Origin of the sequence: Sinomicrobium sp. (assembly GCA_029266035.1) — a bacterium.
Lineage (GTDB): Bacteria > Bacteroidota > Bacteroidia > Flavobacteriales > Flavobacteriaceae > Sinomicrobium.
In genome coordinates this window covers 19,341-45,514 of record JAJUFH010000024.1, presented here as the reverse complement: position 1 = coordinate 45,514, position 26,174 = coordinate 19,341, and the positions used below count along the sequence as shown (strand labels likewise).

At 43.6% G+C, this 26,174-nt stretch carries 17 protein-coding genes and 1 pseudogene; 17 read left to right on the top strand and 1 reads right to left on the bottom strand.

Translation table 11 applies throughout. The features are described 5' to 3' along the window. A pseudogene (locus tag ACYZZR_RS10895) lies at positions 1 to 132 on the top strand (IS1595 family transposase); the annotation flags it as partial. Between the two features lie 133 nt (positions 133 to 265). On the opposite strand, the gene ACYZZR_RS10890 reads toward ACYZZR_RS10895, so the two are convergent. After that, positions 266 to 811, bottom strand: a complete 546-nt coding sequence (locus tag ACYZZR_RS10890; protein WP_461534037.1) for an RNA polymerase sigma factor — start codon at positions 809 to 811, stop codon at positions 266 to 268. Between the two features lie 138 nt (positions 812 to 949). On the opposite strand from ACYZZR_RS10890, the gene ACYZZR_RS10885 reads away from it, so the two are divergent. From ACYZZR_RS10885 to ACYZZR_RS10810, 16 genes are all read left to right on the top strand, one after another. Continuing rightward, positions 950 to 2,206 carry a FecR family protein gene (locus tag ACYZZR_RS10885; RefSeq protein WP_461534036.1) on the top strand — a complete coding sequence of 419 codons (1,257 nt, stop codon included), beginning with the start codon at positions 950 to 952 and terminating at the stop codon, positions 2,204 to 2,206. A 212-nt stretch (positions 2,207 to 2,418) separates the two neighbouring features. Then, positions 2,419 to 5,781, top strand: a complete 3,363-nt coding sequence (locus tag ACYZZR_RS10880) for a SusC/RagA family TonB-linked outer membrane protein (RefSeq protein ID WP_461534035.1) — start codon at positions 2,419 to 2,421, stop codon at positions 5,779 to 5,781. Positions 5,782 to 5,802: 21 nt separating this feature from the next. Then, on the top strand, positions 5,803 to 7,224 hold the full coding sequence (locus tag ACYZZR_RS10875; protein ID WP_461534034.1) for a RagB/SusD family nutrient uptake outer membrane protein: 1,422 nt from the start codon (positions 5,803 to 5,805) through the stop codon (positions 7,222 to 7,224). A 39-nt stretch (positions 7,225 to 7,263) separates the two neighbouring features. Beyond that, positions 7,264 to 8,850, top strand: coding sequence for a hypothetical protein (locus ACYZZR_RS10870; protein WP_461534033.1), 1,587 nt, complete (start codon positions 7,264 to 7,266; stop codon positions 8,848 to 8,850). 46 nt (positions 8,851 to 8,896) lie between these two features. Beyond that, complete coding sequence (locus ACYZZR_RS10865) at positions 8,897 to 10,687, top strand: hypothetical protein (protein WP_461534032.1); 1,791 nt, start codon at positions 8,897 to 8,899, stop codon at positions 10,685 to 10,687. A gap of 116 nt (positions 10,688 to 10,803) precedes the next feature. Further along, positions 10,804 to 11,451, top strand: coding sequence for a hypothetical protein (locus ACYZZR_RS10860; RefSeq protein WP_461534031.1), 648 nt, complete (start codon positions 10,804 to 10,806; stop codon positions 11,449 to 11,451). Positions 11,452 to 11,709: 258 nt separating this feature from the next. Further along, positions 11,710 to 12,669: a hypothetical protein gene (locus ACYZZR_RS10855; RefSeq protein ID WP_461534030.1), complete on the top strand. Its 960-nt coding sequence runs from the start codon at positions 11,710 to 11,712 to the stop codon at positions 12,667 to 12,669. Positions 12,670 to 12,691: 22 nt separating this feature from the next. After that, positions 12,692 to 13,633: a hypothetical protein gene (locus ACYZZR_RS10850; protein WP_461534029.1), complete on the top strand. Its 942-nt coding sequence runs from the start codon at positions 12,692 to 12,694 to the stop codon at positions 13,631 to 13,633. Positions 13,634 to 13,881: 248 nt separating this feature from the next. Then, the gene (locus ACYZZR_RS10845; protein WP_461534028.1) at positions 13,882 to 14,874 is read left to right on the top strand and encodes a hypothetical protein; all 993 of its coding nucleotides are present in this window, start codon (positions 13,882 to 13,884) and stop codon (positions 14,872 to 14,874) included. A 96-nt stretch (positions 14,875 to 14,970) separates the two neighbouring features. Further along, positions 14,971 to 16,680: a gamma-glutamyltransferase gene (ggt, locus tag ACYZZR_RS10840; protein WP_461534027.1), complete on the top strand. Its 1,710-nt coding sequence runs from the start codon at positions 14,971 to 14,973 to the stop codon at positions 16,678 to 16,680. 10 nt (positions 16,681 to 16,690) lie between these two features. Continuing rightward, on the top strand, positions 16,691 to 18,289 hold the full coding sequence (locus ACYZZR_RS10835; protein ID WP_461534026.1) for an N-acyl-D-amino-acid deacylase family protein: 1,599 nt from the start codon (positions 16,691 to 16,693) through the stop codon (positions 18,287 to 18,289). Between the two features lie 199 nt (positions 18,290 to 18,488). Beyond that, positions 18,489 to 19,994, top strand: coding sequence for an N-formylglutamate amidohydrolase (locus ACYZZR_RS10830; protein WP_461534025.1), 1,506 nt, complete (start codon positions 18,489 to 18,491; stop codon positions 19,992 to 19,994). 59 nt (positions 19,995 to 20,053) lie between these two features. Continuing rightward, a complete protein-coding gene (locus ACYZZR_RS10825) occupies positions 20,054 to 22,306 on the top strand; it encodes a penicillin acylase family protein (RefSeq protein WP_461534024.1) in 2,253 nt (750 codons plus the stop codon). An 83-nt stretch (positions 22,307 to 22,389) separates the two neighbouring features. After that, on the top strand, positions 22,390 to 22,785 hold the full coding sequence (locus tag ACYZZR_RS10820; RefSeq protein WP_461534023.1) for a hypothetical protein: 396 nt from the start codon (positions 22,390 to 22,392) through the stop codon (positions 22,783 to 22,785). A gap of 25 nt (positions 22,786 to 22,810) precedes the next feature. Continuing rightward, positions 22,811 to 24,388 carry a glutamate racemase gene (locus tag ACYZZR_RS10815; RefSeq protein WP_461534022.1) on the top strand — a complete coding sequence of 526 codons (1,578 nt, stop codon included), beginning with the start codon at positions 22,811 to 22,813 and terminating at the stop codon, positions 24,386 to 24,388. Further along, on the top strand, positions 24,385 to 26,172 hold the full coding sequence (locus ACYZZR_RS10810) for a serine hydrolase domain-containing protein (RefSeq protein WP_461534021.1): 1,788 nt from the start codon (positions 24,385 to 24,387) through the stop codon (positions 26,170 to 26,172). Before ACYZZR_RS10815 ends, ACYZZR_RS10810 begins: the two co-directional genes overlap by 4 nt. Positions 26,173 to 26,174 lie beyond the last annotated feature (2 nt).

Genomic DNA, 26,174 nt, shown 5'->3' with positions numbered 1-26,174 from the left:
TACCTCAACGAGTTTGCTTTTAGGTTAAATCGTTCACAATCCAAACAGACCATTTTTCATAAAGCTATTGAAAGGATGGTAAAACATCAACCCATATATCAATATCAAATTACACAGAACTTAAATACATAACTCAATAAAGTTTAATACAAAGCTAAACCCACATTGTGACAACCCTGTGTCAACAGTTGTTGGGAAAATATTGAGGAGACGCGGAGATGGGGGGACACGGAGGTGAGGAGCATCACCACTTCACCGCGTCCCTTTAGTCTTTGCTATTTATAAAGGATCTCAATATCTTATAAGCTTTCCACAATTGGTTTTCGACGGTTTTTTTTGAAATATTCAGCATTTCGGCTATTTCTTGGTATTTGTAGCCTTTCAGTTTGTGAAGAATAACTATTTCCTTGCATTTGTCGGGTAGGGTGTTGATGGCGTTTTTTAACTTTTGTTGCATGGCCTCGCGATGCTCTTGATTTTCGTCTTCCGACACGAGGATTTCCTGATAGAGGTCGATGGCTACGCTTGTTATATTCTTGTTTTTCCTGAAATGGTCTACAAACTGATTGTAGCAGGCGCTGTACATATAACTTTTAAGGGAGGTGTGAAATGAAATACTCTCCTTTTTTTCCCAAAGGCGAATAAAGGTTGCTTGCACTATGTCTTCTGCGGTTTGTACATCATTACAAAAACCGAGAATAAAATAGGTGAGATCGTCATATAGAGAATTAAAGAGATACTCGAAAGCCCTTTCATCTCCAGATTGCAAATCCTTCACTAAATCCACGCTATTTTGGAGTGAGTATCTCATTTTTTTAACTGAATGAATAGTTATGATAACTTTTCATATGCAAAAATTGAAAAAAAATTAATTTCGAATAGGGGTTTTCGGAAATAATTACGTCTTGAGGGTACAAACATATAAAAAAGCAAAATGTCTCGCCCTTATTTGTCATATTTATTACGTCGGTTCTTCTCTAATGAGATTACTGATGAGGAGATGTTAAAGTTAGATCGGCTGTTAAAGACGGATAAGGTTTCGAAAAAAGAATTTGAAACCTATGTGAGGTTGCATCACAAATTGTCGGGCTTGTCTTATACTCCAAAAGGAAATAAGAGGAGAGCGGCTTTGTTTCAGTCGATTATGAAAAAAATTCGTTCTGGAGAAGGTCGGGTTATAGAGTTAAGGGGTGATATAGATGGCTTTAGAGAGGAGGGTGTTGCTCCGGATGACGGAACTGGTGACACGAAGCTTGGTCAATACCGGGCAGTACGCAGAAGGAGGATGAAGGTGCTTTATGGTCTTGCGGCTTGTTTGGTAGTTGCGTTGGGATTGAGATTTTTTGATTACACCGCTCAGATGCCGCCTTCTGTGGAGAAGTATTCCAACCTCAAAGGGAATGTGCAGCCTACCTATCGCGAAAAGAGTGTGCAGTTGGTTGTAGATGGTGAAGAGATTGCTATAGAAGAAGAAGCTCCTGTAATCTCCTATTCGGAGTCGGGAGAGCGCATCGATATTAACGAGCGCAAGGCGGTACATCAGGAAGTGGAAGGTGAAAGTGATTACAACACCGTGATAGTGCCTTACGGTAAACGTTCTACCGTGAGATTGGCAGATGGAACTAGGGTTTGGCTCAATGCAGGGTCTACATTGATGTATCCTTCTCGATTTTCAAAAAACAGAAGGGAAGTCTACCTCGAGGGGCAGGCTATTTTTGATGTATCTCACGACGCAAAGAAACCTTTTTATGTATTGAGTCCGGATCAGGTGGTGAAAGTATTGGGTACGGTTTTCGACGTTCGAGCTTATCCCAAAGAAAATTTTTCTCGAACTGTGTTGAAAACAGGAAGTGTGGAAGTCGATTATCCTAAAGCCTCCAAGAATGTTCGGATAAAGCCCAATACACTTGTGATGTTGGATAAGGGAAGTGAAGAGGTGACGAGAATGGATGTGGATGCCGAAACTTATATGACCTGGAGGAAGGGGATTTTCGTGTTTGAAAATGAGAATGTGAAAGAAATTTCGAAAGTATTGTCCGATTACTACGGAGTGGAGATTGAATTGGATGGGGATTTTCAAAATGTAACGACCTATTCCGGACGTCTCAATATGCAGCCTTCTGTAGAGGATGTACTCGATTTGATAAAAGATCCACTCTATTTCAGTTATGAGAGAGAGGGGGGTAAAATATTACTAACTAACTGACAAATAACAATTAAAACTAAAGTATGGGAAAAGTATGAAAGATTAGACTTCAGGGTAAATCAAAAAAAATCAGGAGATGTTGCTGCATCCCCTGATCGTTTAATTACAGTTTAACGGTTCGCCAACCATTAACACAAAACAAAATTATGAATAAATTACTATTGTCCTTTTTTTATCCCTTTAAAAAAAGCGTAGAAAGATTATTATGGCACATGATCAGAATCTTTGTTTTATGTGTTTGTTTCGGATTGAGTAGTGTGTATGCAGAAGACTCCCGTTCACAAACAAAAATTGATATTGAAGTTCGGAATGCCGATCTGAAAGAGGTTTTTGAGAACATAGAAAGCAAGACAGACTATGTGTTCTTTTATACCGATATGGTAGAGCACAGCAATCGCAAAGTGTCTATCAATGCCAAAAATAAATCGGTAGTCGAAATCCTTCGGGAAGTATTGAGTCCGGATTATGCCTTTAAAATTGTCAACAAACAGATTGTCGTTTCCATGTCAAAAAACGACGATCTTTCTTCTGTTAGTGCAGTTCAGTCTGAAATAAGAGGAACTGTAAAAGATCTCGATGGAGGTCCTCTACCCGGAGTAAGTGTTTTGATTAAAGGTACTACCAAAGGTGTAGTGACCGATTTTGACGGTAACTTTAGTATCGACGCCGCTCAGGGTGATGTTCTCGTTTTTACCTATCTCGGAATGCTCGATCAAGAGGTTACTGTGAAAGATTCCAGCCCCTTGAACATCACGATGAGAGAAGCTGCAACTGAATTGGATGAGGTTGTACTTACCGGATATCAGGTTCAAGAAAAAAGAACCATTACAGGAGCGATGTCTTCATTGAAATCTGAAGTTATTCAAAATATACCTGTACAGTCTTTCGACCAGGCTATGCAAGGTCGAGTTGCAGGGGTTTTAATTCAAAGTGCTTCTGGTGTTCCCGGAGGGCCAATGAGTGTTATGGTTAGGGGACAAGGTTCTATAAGTGCTGGAAACTCCCCTCTTTATATTGTGGACGGTGTGGAAGTTAACTCTGAAGACTCTGCGAATAACGTTTCGGCATCCAACCCGCTCGACTTTATGGATCCCAACGATATCGAATCTATTGAAGTACTGAAAGATGCTGCTGCCGCTTCTATCTACGGAGCTCAGGCGGCAAATGGGGTAATACTTATTACTACCAAAAGTGCAAAATCTGGGCCTACAAGATTTACCGTAGGTTATAAAAAAGGAGTGGTGACACCTCTCGAATTTCTGGAGATGCAAAACACGCAGCAATATCTGCACGGTCGTATGGAGGCTGTTGCCAATCTAAATCCTAGCTGGACTTATGAGCAGGCGCGTAGTGAAGTGTTGCGTCAGAGTTTGTTGCCGCTTAACCTTACCGATGCTCAAATTGCAGCCCTGCCTACTTACGATTGGCAGGCAGAAGCTTTTAAGCCTGCATTTTCCGACAAGGTAAATGTAGCTATGACTGGAGGATCAGATCGAACCAAGTTCCGAGTATCCGGTTCTTATGAGAAAGCTGAAGCTGCTATTGCTCCCAACGACTTTACAAGGGGATCACTTTATGTAAGGCTTAATCACGATGTCAACGATAAGTTGAATTTGTGGTTGAGCACTTCTTTGAGTCAGGTGACTCGTAATGCGGGATATCGTTCTTACGGTTCCTATGCTTACCACTCATCTCCTCAGTATATGGCTCCGCTTATAGCGCCTTTTATACCTTTTAAAAATGAGGATGGCTCTTGGAATGCTCCGCCTCGTTTGCCGGGCGATCACCCTTACAACGCCATTCAAGCAGCGGAATACAATACGCAGCTCGCTAGAACCCGTACCCTTTTTGGCGTGTTCCGACTTACGTATAAAATAAGTGATAAGCTGCAGTTTCAGTCTAGGTTTGGTCTGAACTACAGAAACTACGATACCGAGTTTTATATAGATCCTCGTTCACAAGAAGGAGGTAACAGAGCTGGGTATAAATCTTTCCGTTACCAAAACTCTACCATTTTTACCAACTCTACTACTTTGACCTACAATACCGATTTTACCGGAGGTCATCAGTTAAATGCCTTATTAGGTGCGGAGTACAGAAGCTATCACAGACAAAGAGTAGGAGCCAGTTCAGAAGGATTTCCTACCTATCAATTCCGCTATATGTCTTCAGCTTCAACGATATTGAATGCCTACGAAAACGGAACTGATAATAAAAGAGCTGGTGTATTTAGTCAGGTGAACTACAACTACAGAAAGAAATATATGTTGAGTGCAGTATTGCGCTACGACGGTTCTTCTAGGTTTGGTGCAGATAACCGCTACGGATTATTTCCTTCTATCTCTGCCGGATGGGATGTGGCGAGAGAAAACTTTATGGATGGGCAAAACATCATCAACCAATTAAAATTCCGTGCAAGTTACGGGGAAACTGGTAACAGCTCGATTGGAGACTTTGCTAGTAGAGCTTTGTGGGACGGCAGTGGTTCGTACGGAGGTTTGCCTGGAACTGTAAAAACACAATTGGCAAACGACGACTTGCGTTGGGAAAGAAACGTGAGTTATAACTTAGGACTCGATTTTACACTGCGTAAAAAGATACTGTACGGTTCTATAGATGTATACCGAAGGTTGAGTAAAGACCTCTTGATTCAGACTCCTTTGGCTTGGCACAGTGGTTTTGCAAGCATCTACAGAAACGTAGGAGAAGTTAAAAACGAAGGTTTGGAAATCGATTTGAATTCTGATATTATAAATACTAAGAATTTCAAATGGAGTGCCAATTTCAATATCGCCTTCTTAGAAAATGAAGTAACTAAGCTCTACGAAGGAGTGGTGGAGTCTGAAGATGAAACAGGAGAGCAATTAACAGAGGCTGTAGTGTCTCTTCCCGGTGCTCCAGGTATTAGAGTAGGATGGCCGTTGCAAACCAACTTCCGTCACCAATATGCCGGGGTCAACGCAGCTACCGGTAAGCCTATGTGGTGGTCTGGAGTAGACAGAATCTCTTATGCTCCCGGTGCACAGGGTGGAGGTAGTTATACCCCTCATGGAAGAGGAAGCCGTCTCTCTGATTATTGGGGAGGGCTGAGCAATACCTTTACCTATAAAGACTTTACCTTGGATATCTTCTTCCAATACGATATGGGTAGGGAGTTGTACAACAGCACCAATACCAGAATTTATCGGAATGGTTCACAGCAGGCAAACTCTTCGCTTAGAGCTTACGAACAGACCTGGAGAGAGCCAGGGCAAATTACTGCCTTCCCGAGATTTATCGACGGTGGTATAGAAGAGCTTTCTCAAAGTCATTACAGATCTTCAAACAGATTCCTGGAAGATGCGTCGTATATCAGACTTAAACAGGTGATGTTGAAATACAACCTGCCTAAAAAGTATATGATAAAAGGGCTTAGCTCTCTTAGTATCTATGCTACAGCTACCAACCTGATTACTTGGACTAAGTGGACAGGATTAGACCCAGAGTTCTATATAGAGGATAGTAACTTTACCTCAAATACCGGTCAGATACCGCAGACGAGGAACTTTATATTCGGTGTAGATCTCTCTTTTTAATTAATAAAAAAATATACAGCTATGACATGTTCATTTAAAACAATAGCGTTTGTCGGGATCTTTTCACTTTTCCTGACTTCGTGTGAATCACTGCTGGAAACAGACCCTATGCTTTCTGTAGATTCTGAGACCGCCTTGAGTTCTGTAGAATCTATAGAAGCTGCTACGGTGGGTTGTTATTCTCAGCTGAGAAGTACCAGTCTTTACGGTAGACAATATATCGTTTACCCTGAGCTGATGGGAAATACGGCTGCCCATTCTGGTAGGAGGTCTAATAACCAAACAGTAGCCAACAACGCCAGAGGTACTCATATGGGAGGTTGGCAATTGGCCTATGAAGCCATTACTGCTGCCAACGAAATACTGGAAGCTCTTGAAGATTTTGAGGGTAGCCAGGAGTGGAAAGACGGTATAGCCGGACAGCTCTATTTTCTAAGAGCACTGTACTACCACAACTTAGCTCGTATTTATGGTTACGATCCTACCGCTATAGGGGCAACTAATAGAGGTACTGTACCGTTGGTTTTGACCAGTATCAAGACCTATTCTGAAATTGTGCCTACACCAAGGGCCACTCAAGAAGAGATGTACGCTCAATTGTATGAAGATCTGGAAAAAGCTTACGAGCTTTTACAAGGCACTCCTACCAGTGCCGGGCCTCACTTTGCCACCAGCGGTGGCGCTGCGGCATTGATGACCAGAGTAGCACTATACAACGGAGATTATCCTACAGTAATTGAGTGGGCCGATAAGGCTATAGAGTCTGGAGTAGCTCGTTTTTCAACGCATGACAGTTATATCTCAGACTGGAGAGCTGAAACTCATCCGGAATCTCTTTTTGAAGTAGAGTTTAAGGTAGACCAGAACATTGGTATTACCAACTCTATTCGTTCGGCCTTTACCACTAGAGTGAATGAAGAAGGAACTGTACAAAACGGAAATGGAGATGCTGTGGTAAGCGATCAGTTGTTTGAGCTATACGAAGATGACGATGTGCGCAAGCAGCTTATTATGAAAGGACTAGGTACCGCTTCTGATGCGAACGAGATGACTAAATTCTTTAGCCGTGGTGGGGCACCCAACTTAGACAATGTTCCGGTAATACGCCTTTCGGAAGTATATCTAAACAGAGCCGAAGCTTACGCCAAAGTTGGTGGAATGGAAGCCGAAGCCATAGCTGATGTCAATCTGATTAGGGAGAGAGCTGGACTTACTCCTGTTACAGGACTTGTTGAAGAACTTTTGCTTGACGAAATTGCAAAACAGCGAAAATTGGAACTCGCTTTCGAAGGGCATAGCTGGTTTGACTATAAAAGGCTGGGACAGGATATCGAAAAACCCAATGGAACTACTTTCTTGTGGAGCGATTACAGAATACTGTCTATAATTCCGTGGAGAGAAATTAATGCCAATGCTGCTTTACAGCAAAACAGAGGATACTAAAAGGGGTAATAAGCGATACCAAACCAAAAAAAGAACACAATGAAAAAATTTTCTATAATACTGCTCTACTGTTTGTGTATAACAGCTTTTACCGGTTGTTTTAAGGACTATGAAGAGCGCTATCTGTTTACAGATAACAGGGTGGAGTTTGAAGATGCCGTAATCAATTCGAATACGGGGAGTAAAACATTCCCTATTTTAGGGCCTATTGACTCTGAGGTGGGAACCCTGAAATACAGGGTTAATATGACCGGCGAACAGGCGGATGTAGACCGCGAAGTAGAGGTCAGGATAGTGGTGGAAGAAACCACGGCAAGAGAGGGCATCGATTACAGGTTCCCCCACGGTAAGAAAGTGACTATCCCCGCCAACGACAGTTTTGGCTGGTTGGAAATAGAGATTCTTAACGATACCGGTGGAGGTAGCCCCGTATTGGTGGTACAGTTGGTGGAGACTGGTGATATAGGAGTGTTGGACCGATATCACCAACTCGGAGTACAGATACGCTTTCCGTTTACTGCTCCCGATCCTTCTACTGTAGAGGAGCTGAACGGTATTACCTACTTTAAAGATATTACCTTCGGGGCTCATGACAATGATAATGTAGGAAACTATGTCGATATGGAGACCGGAAGGGCTTATGGTAAAGTTGGAGCTGGAAATAATCAGGATAAGATAGATTTTGTCATATTGCGCTCAGGAGCTGGTAGTGGACTGAACCTGCTTACTCCTAGTAATAGCGCTGTTACGGCTTGGCCTAGCGACGCTGGTCATATTGCAGAAGAGTGGACTGTCCGTAACAATGGTGTTATCACCCGTATAACTGGTGCCATGGCAGAAGATATACAGGAATTTAACGATGCAGAATCGCCAGAAGATTTGTGGGCGCTTTACGATAGGCTTATAACAAATGTAAGTAGCACAGGAGGATACAGCTGGTCTGAACAAGGTCCTTCTACAAGAACTAGGCATGCAAGTGGGGGAGATTTATTGTTGTTCAAATCACAGGGTGTAGATCGACATCACTTCAGCATTATGAGGATTGAAGACCATTTGGATTCTTCTACCGGATATATCAGTGGTGAAATGAAAACCGGTCTGGTTCCCGAGGATAGACGGCAAGAGCTGACACTGACAGGAAGAGCTTCAGGAGTTGCGAGTTTTATAGATTTTAAGAGGGGAGTTGTTCTGGAAGAAAGTGTTGCTGCTAGGGAGCCTGAAAATATAGATGCTATACATCTTGGAGGTAGTGGAAGTAAGCACAACTTTATTTCTATCGACAATGGGGCGCTTACTCTTTCCGCTTGGGCTCAATCTTTAGAAGATCGTGTATTGGCTTGGCCCGTACAGAACAAGGCTACAGTAATCTCTATGGGTTCTGATCAAGCGGCAATCGATATGTATGACGCCCTCGATCAAAACGATCGTGCCGCCATGGAGGCAGCGCTCGCGGACGCAGAAACTAATGGAACTATTAGTACTAACGGACGCCTACAGCATGTAGGAGAAGGTGACGATATCATTATTCTCCATTCTGAAGATCGAGGACTTATCATAGCTATAAAAGTTGTCGATGTCGAAATTGACGGGCACATAACTATAGAGTATAAGGTGTCTGAACCGTAGATTCTTATTGAAGATAGGAAAGGACCAAAACTTAAAAAACCAGAAGATGAATAGAAATATAAAAAAGCTTGCGTTTTTCTTAATGGGAATATCGCTGTTTCAAGCTTGTGATAACGATGGGGTGACCGGTGAATCTGATGAATTTAATACCGGGAGAGACCTGCCGATGTTTGCAGCAGAGCTCACCCGTCCCGGTGCCGTAGCCGGCAACCGCTTGATAGACATAAGCACAGGGGAGGTCTTTACCTCTGCCGATGCCGAGTCGATTCCGGAAAAGATGGATTTTATCATGTTGTGGGGAAGTTCTTCAGGCCTGAATTTTATTTCACCCAGCGATATTGGGCGCCTGTCGGAATGGGCATCGGGGCGAACCATGAATGAAACTTATCTGACTAAAAACGAAACGACCTTTGTAAAAATTGGGGCGTCAGCTGAAACTGATGCCCTTTACGAGGGCTTGATCAGTCAAGATCAGGTAAAAGCCTTGTACGAGAGTACATTGCAAGAATTGGAAGCTGATGAAGCGAATGACGAGCGTGTCTACGGTCCCTCAATCTCATTGCGAATGTTGGAAGAAGGAGATCTAGTACTTGCTAAAACCAGCGATGGGGTTTATGGTGCTTTACAACTAAGTACTGTAGTGGCGAGCTCTACGGGAAGTATAACGCTTTCCATAAGATTGGACAATAGGGAGGAAACTCCGGTTACTCCGGTTGACGAGGTGAATCGACTCTTTGCTTATGAGGCAGAACTCAGCCGCCCGGGTTATGCCAATGCACAACGGTATATAGATTTTTCTACCGGAAATACCTATCAATTTGGTTCGAGTATTGTCGCTCCCCTGGAAAATGATGGTTTCCTCTTCCAAGAAAAGATAGATATGCTGTTCTATAATGCTTCTTCAACCGGATATACTATTATGAGTCCTAGTGAATCGTCTGTGACGGGTTGGGATTCAGGAGACTATGTTGCAACCGGATGGTTGCAAAGAAATGCCACCGAATTTATACGTCTCAAAGCATCTGAAATAACAGATTCTTTATATATGTATACCTATAATAAAGAACTGATGAGGAAGGCTTATGATTACGCGACTCAGGCGGTAACCGAACAGGAAGATTACAGCCAGGCCGCCGATGGTCCAGGGACTCGTATTAGGACGATAGAAAATGCAGGAGATTTGATTTTATTTAAATCAGTAGATAGAAATACCTATGGTATGATGCTTCTTACCGAAGTTACCAGTGGAGGAGCAGGAAAATTAGCTTTTGAAGTCAAAGTAGATAAATCTGAAGAAGTCGTTATCCCAGCTCCACCTAAAAGGTATCTCGAACTCAATGGGGTAGGAACATCAACAGCTGATTTTATCGATTTCTCTACAGGTAGAATTTTGTTAGTAGGAGAAGCTGAGTTGGAATCTGAAAATATTGATGTAGCTCATTTGAGAGGTTCAAATACTAACCACAATTTTATATCGATTGCTCAAGGAGACAATGGTTTTGGAGCTTGGTCTGTGGCATTCAGACAGCGTATTGAGGATTTCCCTACGAATAATAAGGCGGAAATGGTCAACCTTGGAGATGTTGCAACAACGACTTGGAAAGATTTAGATCAGAACAATCGCCAAGACTATATAGATGCCTTTGAGTCTGGGGTTGGAGCTCCTGTATTACATGACGATGACGATGACGGCCGTTTGACACAATTGGCTGCCGGAGATATTGTCATAATGAAGATATTCCGTCTGGAAGGAGTGAGATATGTAGCTGTAAGAGTTATGGCAGCGGATAATGATGGAGGAATGACTATACGATATAAATTATCTCCCGCAGAGTAATTGTTAAGAGGAATAATTTAAGTATTAACTATTGTCAGTTTATGGTTTGTGGTTTGTAGTTTATCGTTTTAACTACAAACCATAAACCACAAACGGCAAACTAAAAAAGTCAAAGTATGAAATGTGTAAAAAGTGAAAGGGGAAGTATGTTGAAAAAAGTGATGTTGAGTGTGGCAGTATGCTGTTTTGTAGGAGTATCGCAAACTCATGCTCAAAAGTTAAAAAAGGAGTCTATGATAATTGGGGCTCACGGCACCAATGCTAAAGAAGGCAACTGTGTAGACCTGACCAACGGCAAGATTTACGATATGAATTTTGCTACCTTACACCAGGGAGATATAGATATCGTTTACGGTTACGGAAGCAAGACGGGCGTGAATATCATGACACCATCCAGCAGCAGTATCAGACATTTTGGAAAGAATATGAGGGAGAAGATATACGAAGGTTGGGACACCAAAAACAAAGGAATACTCATTGCTGTTTCCAGCAAAGAAAAGGATGTAAAGAAAGCCTTCCGCAAAGCTAAAAACCGCGAAGCTCTTGAAGAGGTGTACAAAAAAGCTGCCGGAGCTGTAACACTGAGAGATGATTACGAAAGACTTCGTCACGGACCTGGAGTACGCCTTACCAGAATGGAAATAGGAGACCTTATCGTGTTCCGATCTGTTGAAAAGGATCTCTATGCCGTAGGTCAGATTGTAAATCACGCCAAAGGCTATAGCGGTACCATCACTGTAGACTGGAAAATATCTGCTAAATAGTTGATAGCTAGTCTGTAAAAAGCGTTTTGAGGTTGTAAGTTCTTTTCGCTCCGGAACTCAGCCACCTCAGGGGCGTCTTTTTCGGATTGAAACCGAAAAGCCAAAGCGAAGGTGGCTGAGTGCTCCCGATTCATCGGGAGTGTATCGAAGCCCCGGCTCGAGCAAACGCCAACCAAAAGAACTTATAACCGCTTTTTGATAAAACCAACGGTGATCAACAGAAATAATAATACCAGATTGTATAAAACATTTTTACTAATGAGCTATAAGCTGTCATATCGCAGAGGACATGGGTTAAAATCGCTCCCTACTACACTATTGTTGTTTGTACTGCTTGCCGTAAATACAGTATTTGCTCAAGAGCGAACCATCGAGGCTACAGACTGGAAAGCGGGAGAAGTGCTTTTTGACACTCAAAAATGGACTGAAGTTATCGTAGGCGATATGCCCCTGGTGATAAGCGTTCCTCACGGAGGTTACTTTGAAGACGAAAACATTCCCGATCGGGAATGCAGCGACAAAGGACGTGTGGTAACGGTGAGCGATGCCAATACTATAGCTACAGCTAGGGCTGTACAACAAGTGTTTCGCGAGCGCTACAACAAAACGCCTTATATCGTTATATCTCGTCTTTCGCGTCGAAAAGTAGATCAGAACAGAGAGGTCGACTTAGCCACTTGTGGCAATGCCTTGGGCATACAGGCGTGGAATAACTTTCACAATGCGGTAGACCGGGCGATAAAATACGCCCAAAAAGATTCTGAATGGGTACTTTATATCGACCTTCACGGGCACGGACATAAAAATCAACGTCTCGAAATCGGGTATAATATGACTAGTGAAGAACTGGAGAAAGCCTATAAAAAAGACGGTTTGAAAAAGTTGACTCAGAAATCTTCTCTGCGAAATTTGGTGTCTGAAAAAGGAACCGATTTTCACAGCTTGTTGTTCGGGGCAGATGCTTTCGGTACGCTGATGCAAAATAGGGGTATAGCAGCCACACCAGCCATGCAGGATCCTCATCCCGTTGAAGGAGAAAAGTTCTTTTCCGGAGGTGATAATACCCGAATGTATACCTCTTCCGAATATCCTAAGGTGTTCGGATGGCAGATAGAGTGTAACTACAAAGGAGTGAGAAATAGCGATGCCAGCCGGGTGCGGTTTGGCGAAGCCTTCGCAGCCTCTTATATGGAGTACATTAGCAAATTAGCGTTATAAAAACCAATCAAAAAATAAACACATGAAAATAAGAACCACATTAATCGTATTATTTGGAGTACTGTTTACGTATAGCTGTAGTGACGACGACAACTCCGGAGATAATATTACACTGCCCGACTGGAAGGCCGGGGATGTAGTTTATAGCGAAAATGAGTATGTAGAGCTCGTTGTGGGCGATATTCCGCTCGTGATTACCGTACCTGCAGGAGGGAGCCTTGAACCCGAAGAAGTTCCGGATAGGGATTGTCCGAGTATAAGCACGGCAGCTTATCCTCAGAGTTTGGAAATTGCAAGAGCTATTCAGCAGGAAATGAAAGATACCTACGGAAAAACTCCTTTTGTAGTGATCAATCACTTGAAACGTACCAAGTTGGACGTAAACCGCGAAATCGATCAGGGTACTTGTTACAATCCAGAGGTGATTCCGGCTTATGAGGCATATCACGATTTTATAGACACCTCCCTGAAAATGGCAGTAAGAGACTTTGGAAGTGCATTTTTTATCGATGTGCTCACCCATGCTCGAGTAACCGGAAGACTGGAATTGGCGTATAGCGTGACCAGAAACCAGATCGGTAAGATTTCTACAGGGCACGAACTGGAAGATATAGCACCATTGTCTAGTATGATTAACCTCTTGGAGGATAACGAAGGAAAGTTTGATATTCAGGATGTAGTAATCGGCGATAATGCCTTCGGTACTCTTATGGCCGATAGAGAGATTGCCTCTGTACCTAGCAAGCAAGATCAGTATCCTACTTTAGGACAGTCTTATACCACTAGTACTACTACCTTGAATAGATATGCGGTACCTGAATACCCTCACGTATCGGGTGTAATGGGATTCTTTCATAGAGCCAGCAACGATACCGATGCTGAACGATTGACTACAGCTCAGGCTTTTTGTGAGTCGTTCTTTGAATTTTACGACGCCTTCTATCCCGGAGCTATACAGCAATAATTGCTGGCGAGGGATTTTTTGATCTAAGGGGAGATTCCTCGCTACGCTCTGAATGACAAACTTGTCATTCCGACGGTAGGAGGAATCTCTTCTTGATAGTACTGTAGAGTCGTAATGTCATTCCGACGATAGAGCCTGTCCGCCGTAGGAGGAAGGAAGGAATCTCAGGTTTGAGTTGTACTGTCGAAAAGTATAATTAACAATGAATTAAAAAGAGTAAATAGAGTTATAAATTAAAAAAGTTAAACGTGAAAATTAAAAGTTTATACCTTCTGTTATTTGGGGTTTTTTGCTTCTACAGTTGTGGTAGTGACGACGGCCCTGCAGAAACAACCGACGACGATGGTTATATTGTAAATCCTACCGATCCAGGTGATGATGATGAAACTGACCCTGAAGACGAAGAACCCCTGCCCGATTGGAAGGTAGGTGACGTTTTCTTTGACGAAAATAATTGGGTGGAATGTGTGGTAGGTGATATGCCTTTGGTGCTTAGCGTACCTCACGGTGGAGGTATCGAACCTACTGAAATTCCCGACAGATCTTGTTCAGGGATTACTACTGTAAAAGACACTTATACTATTGAGCTCGCCAGAGCTATACAAAAGGAGATGAAAGAGAAATACGGCAAAACCCCTTATATTGTTTTCTCCCATCTCCGCCGTACTAAGGTAGACTTCAACAGAGATCTCCCAGAGGCTACTTGTAATAACGCCGCTGGAAACAAGGTTTATGAAGATTACCACAATTTCTTAGATACCTCGGTAAAGCTTGCTTCTAAAAACTATGGTAGAACTCTATTAGTAGACTTACACGCTACTGCGCATACCAAACACAGACTGGAAATAGGGTATGCCCTTACCACCGCACAGTTGCAAGAGGTTTATGAGGGAAAAAATTTAAACCTGAACGCCAATAGATCAAGTCTAAAAAACCTGATAGACGACATAGACTACAACATACATGATCTCCTTATGGGCGACAATGCCTTCGGAACTATAATGGGCGATAAGGGGATGGCTTCGGTGCCGAGCAAGCAAGACCCTTATGCCGCTGCCGGAGAACCCTATTTTACCGGTGGCTATATCAGCAGGGAGTATACCAATGCAAACTATCCTGATGTATCCGGTTGGCAGATAGAATCTACAATAAATTTCCGAAATAGCGATGAAAGTCGAGCAGCGACAGCTAAGGCCTTCTGCGAGTCTTACTTTGAGTTTGTCGAGGCCTTCTATCCGTAAAACATTATTGGCGACCTCGGCCTGAGACATACAGCCGAGGTCGTTTTTTTTGATTATAAAACTGATTTTTAAAATACCCTATTACAAAAAACTGCTATGAAAAAAATACTGTTTTCTGTATCTATTCTTTTTTTACTGAATTCGTGTAAAGAAAGCAAACAGGCTGAAACATCACCTTTTGAAGGATATGCCATTACTAAAAAAATCGAAGCCGACAACGGTGCTGTGGTGAGTGCTCACCCGCTGGCTAGTGAGGTGGGAAGAGATATACTCCAACAGGGAGGAAATGCGGTAGATGCTGCTATTGCCGTTCAATATGCACTCGCAGTGGTGTATCCCAATGCAGGAAACCTCGGTGGAGGAGGCTTTATGGTCTTTCACACCAAACAAGGGGAAAATTACAGCATAGATTTCAGGGAAAAAGCGCCTTTAAAAGCGCATAAAGATATGTACCTAGACAGTCTGGGCAATGCCGTGCCCGACTGGAGTAGAAACGGTCACCTCGCAGCTGGGGTTCCAGGGACGGTAGCAGGTACCTTCTTGGCACACCGCAAATTTGGAAAACTACCTATGGAGCAGCTTATCCGCCCGGCAATAGCTCTTGCCGAACGAGGATTTGCTATTACCGAAAGAGAAGCTCGAGCGTTGAATAACTATGCCGATGATTTTGCAAAATACAACACTCAGCCTACCGCCTTCCAAAAAGAAGGAGAGTGGAAAGCTGGCGATATACTGGTGCAAAAAGATTTGGCAGAGACCATGAAGCGCATTGTAGAGAATGGTCAAGCCGGTTTTTACGAAGGTGAAACAGCTGACTTGATCGTAGCTGAAATGGAAAGAGGCGGAGGGATAATCTCTAAAGAAGACCTCAAGCAATATGAGGCACAAGAGCGTACCCCCGTTAGCTTTAAATACAAAGATTACACCATTATCTCGATGGGACTTCCTTCAAGTGGGGGAATTATGCAACAGCAAATGCTCGCCATGTTGGAGCCTTATCCGATTAGTGAATACGGTTTTCACAGTGCTAAGGCAATACAACTGATGACCGAAATAGAGAGACGTGCCTTTGCCGACCGTACAGAGTATATGGGAGATCCTGACTTTGTAGATGTTCCCGTAGCAGAGTTGGTAGACAGCGCCTATGTAAGAGCACGTATGGCCGACTTTACTCCGGGGGTTCCTACGCCGAGTGATAAAGTAGGTCCCGGACTTAAAGCTGCCGTAGAAAAAGAAGAAACTACACACTTTTCTGTAATCGATGCAGAGGGGAATGCCGTATCGCTAACCACTACCATCAATGGAGTGTACGGAAGTAGAGTAGTAGTAGGTGGTGCCGGATTTTTCCTGAACAACGAGATGGACGACTTTAGCGCCAAGCCGGGAGCGCCCAACAAATTCGGACTGCTCGGTACAGAGGCCAATTCGATTCAGCCTTCAAAAAGAATGCTGAGCGCAATGACACCTACTGTAGTACTGAAAGACGACAAGCCTTATTTGGTGTTGGGAACACCGGGTGGGTCTACCATCATCACTTCAGTGTTCCAAACACTGGTCAATATTTTAGAATTCGACCTACCTGTAGAACAGGCGGTAAACGCGCCTAAGTTTCACCACCAGTGGCAGCCAGATCTTATCTATGTAGAGAAAGACTTCCCTATGGCGGTAAGAGATAGTTTGAAAGCTATGGGATACACCATTGAAGAAAGAAGACCTATCGGTAGAACTGAAGTGATCAAGATTACCGAAAATGGCATAGAAGGAGTAGCCGATAAGAGAGGTGACGACAGTGCCGCAGGATACTAAAAACAATTGGATGAAAGGAATGATAAAACAATATATTCCGGTGCTATTTCTTGCGCTGTGTACGGTTATGGCCGTCACAGCACAGGAACAGCCCGGAGAAGTTGATCTGCTGATCAAAGGAGCCTGGGTATTTGACGGTTCCGGAAAAGACTCGGTGCGTACCAATGTTGGGGTAACCGGTGAAAAAATTAGCTATATCGGAACTTCCGATGCCGTAAAGGCCAAAAAGGTTTTGGATGCCGAAGGACTGTACCTCGCTCCGGGATTTATCGATACTCATACTCATGCCGATAAATGGGTGGTGCAAAATATGGGACCGGTAACCCCGGCAACGCGTACCAATGCTGTATTGCCCTGGTTGTATCAGGGTGTTACTACCCTCTTTGCTGGAAACGACGGTTTTGGTACGTATAAAGTGGGCGAAAAGCTCAAAGAGTACGAAAAAATTGGCCTCGGAGCAAACTTTTACCTGTATGTAGGGCTGTCGTCTGTAAGAAGGGCAGTGCTGGGAAGTAAGGATGTAGATCCGAACGAAGAACAACTGGAAGCGATGAGAGCCTTGGTAGACCAAGGAATGAAAGAAGGAGCCATAGGTTTTTCTACAGGCTTGCTCTACGCTCCTCAGCGATATGCTGAAACCGAAGAAGTCATAGAGATGGCTAAGGTAGCGGCAAAGTACAAAGGGAGTATGTACGACACTCATATGAGATCGGAGACCTCTAAGCTGCTCAACAGTATTGAAGAAACCATAAGAATTGGAAGGGAAGCCGGAATGCCGGTACATGTTTCCCATATCAAATCGGCCGGAAAAAGTAATTGGGGTAATTCGGACAATGCGATCGAATTGATCGAAAAAGCTCGAAAAGAAGGGGTGAATATTACCGCCAATCAATATCCGTTTGAAGCTTCCATGACCAGCCTTCGCGCCAATACAGTACCCGGATGGGGACAGTCGGGAGGAACGAAAGCTATGGTGAAGCGATTGAAAGATCCGGAGCTCTCGCAAAAGATCATGGACGAGCTGAACAAAAGAGACCCGGAATCAGGTAAAAATGTGATTATCTCTTCTTCAAGAGTAGCAGGATTAGAAGATTTTAACGGAAGGTCGCTCTACGATATCGGTCAGGAATGGGATACCGATTACGGTGAGACCGTAAGACGTCTTCTCATTATGTATCCCGGATTGAGCGCCATCTCATTTTCTATGTCTGAAGAAGACATCTCTAACTTTATGAAAGAGCCCTGGGTGATGACAGGATCAGACGGTGGTGGCGCCCATCCTAGAACCTATGCTACTTTTACTACCATATTGGAGGAATACGTGCTGGAGAAAAAGTTGTTTTCTATGGCTTGGGGTATACACCGCGCTACAGGACTCACCGCAGAAGTATTTAACCTCAAAGACCGAGGGCTCATAGAAGAAGGTCGTTATGCCGATATTATCGTTTTCGACCCCAATACGCTAAAAGCTGAATCTACCTTTAAAGATCCCGCGGCCTATTCCAAAGGGATGAAGTACGTATTGGTAAACGGAAAACTCGCCATAGAAAATGGTAGCTATACAGGCGTATTGGCCGGTAAAGCCTTGAAGAGACAGGGTGGAGAGTGATGAGGTATTAGTACTGAGATTTTAGTATTGAGGTATTGAATAATAAGTGAAAAACACCTCCCTTTAGACGAAAGGAGGTGCCAAGCGCAGCGAGGGTAGAGGGTTCTGACCAGCGCAATCCTTGGCGCTTTATCCCAAACATTTGGTTTTTATCAATGTCTTGGGCTTTTACCTAACAACAACAAACAACAAACTAAAAATGAAATTAAGGCTTAGGTTTACTGTATTGTTGATAGCAGTGTGGAGCACTTCGGCAACTTGCCATGTATTGCGAGGTGGAGAAAAAGACAAGAAACAAACCCTGTCTTCTGCCTCGATTTGGTTGGGAGGTCAATCTTCCGATCGCGGCAATTATCTCGATATATTTTCATCTGAAATATATCAGAACGCTCAAGCTGCCCGCAATGCGGAGGATGTACAGTTGATGTATGTGTACGGCAAAAACTCTAAGGCCAATTTCTTTTTGCCTGGAAGTAGTGCCATTCGGAGGTATGCAAAATCCGCTCAGGAGAGAATTAACGCCTGGAGCCATCGGCAGGAAGGGCAGATGATCAATATAGGCGATGCTCACGAGCTTTTTTTGGGGTTTAATTCGCTTTCTGACATCAGTAAAGCCTATGGACAGTATCGAAACAAGGTATATGAGAAAGTGGGCTATGAGGTGTCGGAGCAAGGTCCCGCAGATGCCCTTCAAAAGATAAGTGAAGGCGATGTGATACTCCTGCATTTATTCGGTCAGGAAACATTTGTAGCCATAAGGGTAAGAAATCTCACTCCTGGTGCCGATGGAAGTATAACCTTCGATATAAAATACGACAAAAACGCTACTGCAGCGAGCGACGGCTTTGTCGAAAAAAGTCCAAACGCACAACAAGACTGGCAGGTGGATGTCACCTATGCCGACAAGCATTATCAAAGTGAATACCTGGTAGGAGATGCTCCTCTCGTCCTCAGTGTTCCGCACGGAGGAACTATGAATCCCCTAGATATTCCGGATAGAAGTTGCAAAGGAGCCGTGTTGGGGAGAGATACTCATACCATAGAGCTCACCCGTGAAATCCAAAAAATACTGGTGGAAGAATACGGTGTTAAACCTCATGTAGTGGTGAGTAATCTTTCGAGGAGAAAAGTAGACCTCAACAGAGCTATAGAACGCGGAACCTGCGGCAATGAAGAGGCAAAACCCGCCTGGCAACAATATCACAACTACGTAGATACCGCCCTTAAAGAAGTTCTGAAAAAACACAAAAATGCCCTGCTGCTCGATATGCACGGACATGCTATTCGCATTGAAAGACTTCAGTTGGGATACCTTATCGGTGGAGAAAAAATAGCTGAGGCCTATAAAGGCAACGAGCTACAAGAATTGGCCAGAAAATCGTCGGTGCAGAATCTCATTCCAATTGGTGAAGAACAAAAGTTGCAAGAATTGCTCTTCGGAGAAAATGCCTTTGGAACACTGGCAGAGAATAACGGTGTGCGATCAGTGCCCAGTAAACAAGATCCTCACCCCAAAGAAGGAGAGCGATATTTGAGCAGAGGCTATATCACCCAACACTATACCACCCCCGACTACCCGAAAGTACACGGTATTCAAGTAGAGATCAACAGAGAAGTGAGAAGCGATGAGGGCCGTAAAAAATACGCCGGAAAAATGGCTAAGACCATAGTGGAATACATGAGGTTAAAAGGCTTGGTGGAATAGATGTTAGATGTTAGTAAAACCATAATCACAAACTACAAACCACAAACTAAACAACTAAAATGAAAACTAAACTAAAGATCGGAATTGTAGCAATGCTAATGACGGCGTGGGTGCTGCCGGTATCGGCTCAGTCTCTTTCTGATCAGGTGGTGATTCACCGCACTGAAAAAGGAGTTCCTCATATTATGGCTGATAATATTAAAGCGGCCTTTTACGCTATGGGATACCTACAGCTGGAAGATTACGGTATGCGTACACCCAGGACCTTGTTAAAGTCGAGAGGAGAATGGACGCTGCACAACAAGCAAGAGGCTTCTAAACAAAATCTCTATTTGTGGATTGATGCTCGTGCCAGACGCCGTTATAAGCAGTCTTTAGAAAGTTATTACCTGCTGAACCAACAGACCAAAGACATGATGGAGGGATTTGCAGCCGGGGTAAACCGCTATATCGAGCAGCATCCCGACGAATTTCCCGATTGGTTAGAACCCGATTTTACTGCCGCCGATGTACATGCTGGAGCCATAGGTAAGGTGAGTCCGATTACTGCAAAAAAGTTTCTCGACAGATTGAAAGAATGGGAAAAGACAGGAAATGGAAAAAATCCCGTGATTACCGCTTCTGTGGACGAAATAGAGGAGATGTGGCGAGGACTGGCATCTATAGAAGAAATTCCTCATCCCGATACGGGTTCAAATGTTTGGGCATTGGCTCCGGAGCGCACTACTTCTGGTCATGCTATTTTGATGAGAAATCCCCACTTAAACTGGAAGGGCGGATATTATGAAGCTCATATAGTAGTTCCCGACACCCTCGATTTTTACGGTGATTTTAGAGTTGGAGGACCTTTGGGCATTGTAGGTGGGTTCAACCGTCACTTGGGCTGGTCTACCACCAACAATTACCCCGATGTTGATGAGGTGTACGCTTTAGAACGCGATCCGAACGACAAAACCCGTTATATAATAGACGGGAAGTCGCACCCCATGCTTAAAGATGAAATCCCAGTGAGCTATATCACAGAAGACAATACCATAGCTTCCCGCTCACATACGATATGGTCTACACCTTTTGGCGATGTGATAAAACGGACAGATAAGTATATCTATATCATCCGATCGGGAGAAGAGGGTAGGTATTCCTATATCCGAAATCAGCAGTTTTTGTCTATGATGATGGCCAAAAATTTGGACGAGTGGAAGGCGGCTATGAGCCTTCGCGGACGTGGGCGCTCTAATTTCACCTATGCCGATGCCGACGGTAATATTTTTTATGTGTGGAACGGAAGTGTGCCAAAGTTGCCACATGCTTCAGGTAACGATACTACAGCTCTATATGTAAAGCGTAGCGACCAGATATGGAAGGATCTGATACCTTTCGACAAGCTGCCGCAGCTGCTCAATCCGAAAGGAGGGTATTTACACAACGAGAACGATCCCTTTCACTACACCAACCTCAACGAGGTGTTCGATGAAAAGGATTTTCCGAGTAATTTTCCTAAAGCGCGCTTGCGACTTCGAAGCCAGTTGTCGCTGCAGCTGATAGGCGGTGACGACAAACTGTCATTGGAAGAGGTGGTGAAGCGCAAGCACAGTATGCGCGCTATTCTCGGCGATCGGGTGAAACCTGATTTGGTAAAGGCTGTTAGGGCTACAAATCCCACCGGAGAAGTGCTCGACGCCATTGATATGATTGATAAATGGGACAATACCGTAGCTCGGGAGAGTCGCGGTGGCATACTGTTCCAACAGTGGTGGAAGCGATATGTGCGACTGGTGAGAGGTACAAAAAAAGAAATTCCTGGTACGCCGGAATCTGCCGGTTATAACGCTCCTGCCGAAAAGTTGTTTACACAGCCTTGGACACCCTCAGACCCTACAAACACCCCTTATGGGCTGGCGAGTAAGGATCTAGCTGTGGAGGCCTTTGAATGGGCGATTAAGCACACTAAAAAACGCTATGGCGCCTGGGATGTAAAACAAGGAGAGGTGAATCGAGCACATATAGGAGATTACGATTTTCCGGTAGGTGGGGCCACCGGAGATATGGGAACCTTTAGAGTGATGTGGTTTAAACGACATACAGAAGACAGAAAGAAAAGCCAAGCCTATGGAGGCGATGGTTGGATTCTCGCTGTGGAATTTGGGGAGACACCAAGAGCTTATTCTGTACTGCCTTACGGGAACAGCAATAAAGAAGACTCTCCTTATTATGCCGACCAACTGGAAATGTTTACCGAAAACAAGATGAAACCGGTGATCTACAAAAAGGAAGAAGTAATAAAAAATGCGGTGCGCACGTATCGCCCATAAAAATAGTAACAGTAATGTATTGACATAATATAATCCAAGCTACCCCGCAATTTTATTAACCACCCACCAAAACCGTTAAAATTATGGAAGCTATTGCACACAGGGAGCCGGAAGATTATATCGCTGCCTTTAAGGAAAGAATGGAAGTATTTAAGAGTTCAGGAAAATTGCATACCTATCCAGTCTTTTCAGAATGTTTTTACTATTCAGAGGGCGTACAATACGTGATGTCGTTTCTCAATAGTGGAAAGATGTTTCTGGAAAAGGTAATAAATGCCTCTAGATCGCTTAAAGAAGAGAGTTTTGTCACAATTCGTTTGTACAGACAGACAGAAGAAATCAACGCCTTGGAATTTTGTAAGCGAAACGGCGAAGTTTTGAAAAAGGAATGGATATCGGGAACAATACCTGTTGAAAAAGGATTGTGCTTGTGCTTTTACCTGATCGGAAGAACCCTTATCTTGCCTGTTGAATATTGAGTATAACACAATAAATTACATAGCCATGAAAAAATTATCATCTCTCTTTGTCTGCCTGCTTTTGCTGGTTGTTGGATGCAAGGACAAACCGGGAGAAAAACAGGAGCAAAACAGTGAACAACAGACTTCTACAGAACAGTCGGCTCAGACAGAAAATATGCCCATAGAGCTGGCAATCTTGAACGACAAACAGAGTCCGTTCTATATCGATGTAGAAAATTACGGGGATATAGATAAAAACCTGCCCATCGGTGTTTTCGATTCTGGTACGGGGGGACTTACCGTGTTGGACGCATTGGTGAGATATGACGAAAACAACAACGAATCGGGAGAGAAGGGCAAAGACGGAACTCTCGACTTTACCAACGAAAAATTTATCTATCTGGCAGATCAGGCCAATATGCCCTACGGGAATTATTTCAGTGCCGACAAATCTGATCTGTTAAAGGAGCATATTATCAAAGATGTACAGTTCTTGTTGTCTGATAGTTATTACACCACAGCAGAGAAGAAAGAACGAAGCGAGGACAAGTCGAAAATTAAAGCTGTAGTAGTAGCTTGTAATACAGCGACTGCCTACGGAATGAAAGAGATAGAAGCCTTTCTTAAAAAGACGGATCTCGGTATTCCTGTAATAGGGGTTATCGATGCGGGAGCCAGAGGAGTATTGGCCGAATTTGAAAAAGATGAGGCTGGAGCCATAGGGGTATTTGCTACTGTGGGAACCATTGCTTCTGAAGGTTATGAGAATACCATTATCAGACAAAAAGAAGCGCTGGGATATACCGGGAATATTCAGGTGTTTAATCAGGGTGGACACGGTGTAGCCGAAGCTATAGACGGAGAACCTGATTTTATAGACAGAAAGGCAACAGCGCCTAGAGACAACTATAGAGGACCCGGACTGAACAGTAAAGAATACGCCATAGATCGTACTCTACTCGATGTGTACAATTTTGATTTTGATCACAGCAAAATGTTGTGTGACAGCGAAAACACCGACGATTGCCAGATCATGCAAATCAACGATACGGAAAATTATATACGCTATCACCTGGTGAGCCTGATGGAAAAAATCAGAAAGTCTGAAAATCCACAACCGCTTAAAGCTTTGGTGCTCGGGTGTACACACTATCCTTATATGACCAAAACTATAAAAGAGGTGTTCAACGAGTTGTACAACTACAAAGGAAATGGCGACGATTACGTGTACCGCGATTATATGACCGAGGATGTAAAAATTATTGACCCAGCCGTTTATGTGGCAAAAGAGCTTTATGATGTACTGAAAGAAAGAGATTTGGTAAACGACAGTGCCGATATGTTTGCAGATAGCGAATTTTATATCTCAGTACCCAATATAGACAACCCAAATACAGCTCTCGACCAAGTAGGGAAATTCACTTACGATTACAAATACGGAAGGGATGCTGGAAACATTCAGGAGTACGTAAAAAGAGTGCCATTTACTAAACAAAATATTCCTGATGATATCGTAGAAAGGTTGAAGACTTCTATTCCTTCCACCTTTAAAATGATCACAGAATTTAACAGCCACAACCCAAAAATGAAAGAGGTTCCGGCCAGCGATAAAATCCAATGAAAACACTAAAGAATCTTGTGCAACCACTGCTCCGGATAGCTGTGGCTTGCAGTGCAATTGCGCTATTTGTCGCTCATACAACACTCCATGCGCAAAGTATTGAAGAGCGACTGCAGAAAGAAATTGAAGAGTTTGATGCGGTTGGTCTGGCGGTAGCCGTGGTAAAAGACAACGAGATTATCTACACCAACCAATTTGGGTGGAAAGACTTGGAGGCAAAAATTCCTTTGGAAAAGGGCGATGTGTTTCGCATCGCCTCCATTTCCAAGTCTTTTTCGGCTATAGCCATTATGCAATTGATAGAACAGGGAAAATTATCCCTCGATGATGATGTGAGCGATTTGGTGGGCTTTCCTATACGAAACCCAAAGTTTCCCGACAAGCCCATCACTTTGGAGATGTTGCTGACTCACACCTCTTCACTTACCGATAAACAGCGTTATTACAGTCTGGACATCATCAATCCGAAAACCAATGACGACTGGGTAAAGAGCTATGCCAATTATGCTCCGGGTACCAAATATCAATATTGTAATCTCGGATTCAATACCATAGGAGCTATTATAGAAGCTGCTTCGGGTCAGCGTTTTGATTTGTATATCAAAGAACACATCCTCGACCCCCTTGGTTTGTACGGGGGCTACCTACCCGACGAACTCGACGCCAGCCGTTTTGCGCAGCTGTATCGCTACAACAGAAAGGCAGGAAAATACAAAAAGTCGACCCAAGCATATCGTCTGCTCAACGACCGACTTAAAGACTATAAATTGGGCTACGACGGTGCACGTCTCTCACCTACTGGAGGTATGAAAATATCGGTAACCGATTTGGCCAAATACATGATGTTGCACATGAATTACGGTAGATTAGGTGATGTGCAAATCCTCAGTGAAAAGAGCGCTAAAGAGATGCAAACGCCACATGCCAAAATAGATGCAAAGACCAGTTACGGATATGCGCTGAGAATATACAATGGGGGAGGAATGATTCCAGGTGTAGATCTCGTAGGACATACTGGTTCTGCTTCGGGACTCAACAGTGCTATTATGTTTGATCCGGAAAAGAAATTCGGACTAGTAGCGATAAGCAGCGGATTTCTTCCCGGAGATCCCAGCTTTAGAACCCATGTGTTGGGCATACTCTACGATCACTTTATCGAAAAAACCCCTGTTGAAATTCCTGCAAAAGAGGAGGTAAATGTGAATAAGATTTCACTGGTGTTGGGAGCACAGGGTTCGCAGGCAACACATGGCGGTTTTGCCGATCTGAAAAAGGGAAGAGTGATGAGTCTGAAAGAAGCTTCTGCCAACCAAAAGGACGTAGATCTTGTATACACTTGGGGAAAGAGTACAAAGGCCGACTTGATGCTGCCTATAAGTACAGGCTTGAATTTCTTTGGAAAGAAGCTGAGAGAACAGGTGTACGAAGGTTGGAGTCATAAAAACTGGGGTAAATTGATAGCCTTGGAAGGCAATAAGGAGAACAGGCAGTTGTATAAAGATATCAAGACTAACAAGCAGCTGAAGGCAGCTTATGAAAAAGCTTTGACAGCGGTGAAGCAAAGGGAAGATTACTACCGTGCCGACCACGGTCCCAACGCGCGTTTGAACAAATTGAAAGAAGGTGATATTGTATTTGTGCTTATCAACTCGAGAGAGAAGGGCATACTTTCACTTATCGGTTCTGAAGAACAGGAAATTCTCGCGGTAGGTGAAATAACCAGTATTACCGAGGGCTTTAACGGTGAAATCGCAATAGATTTTAAAATTGCAATAACACCCTAAAT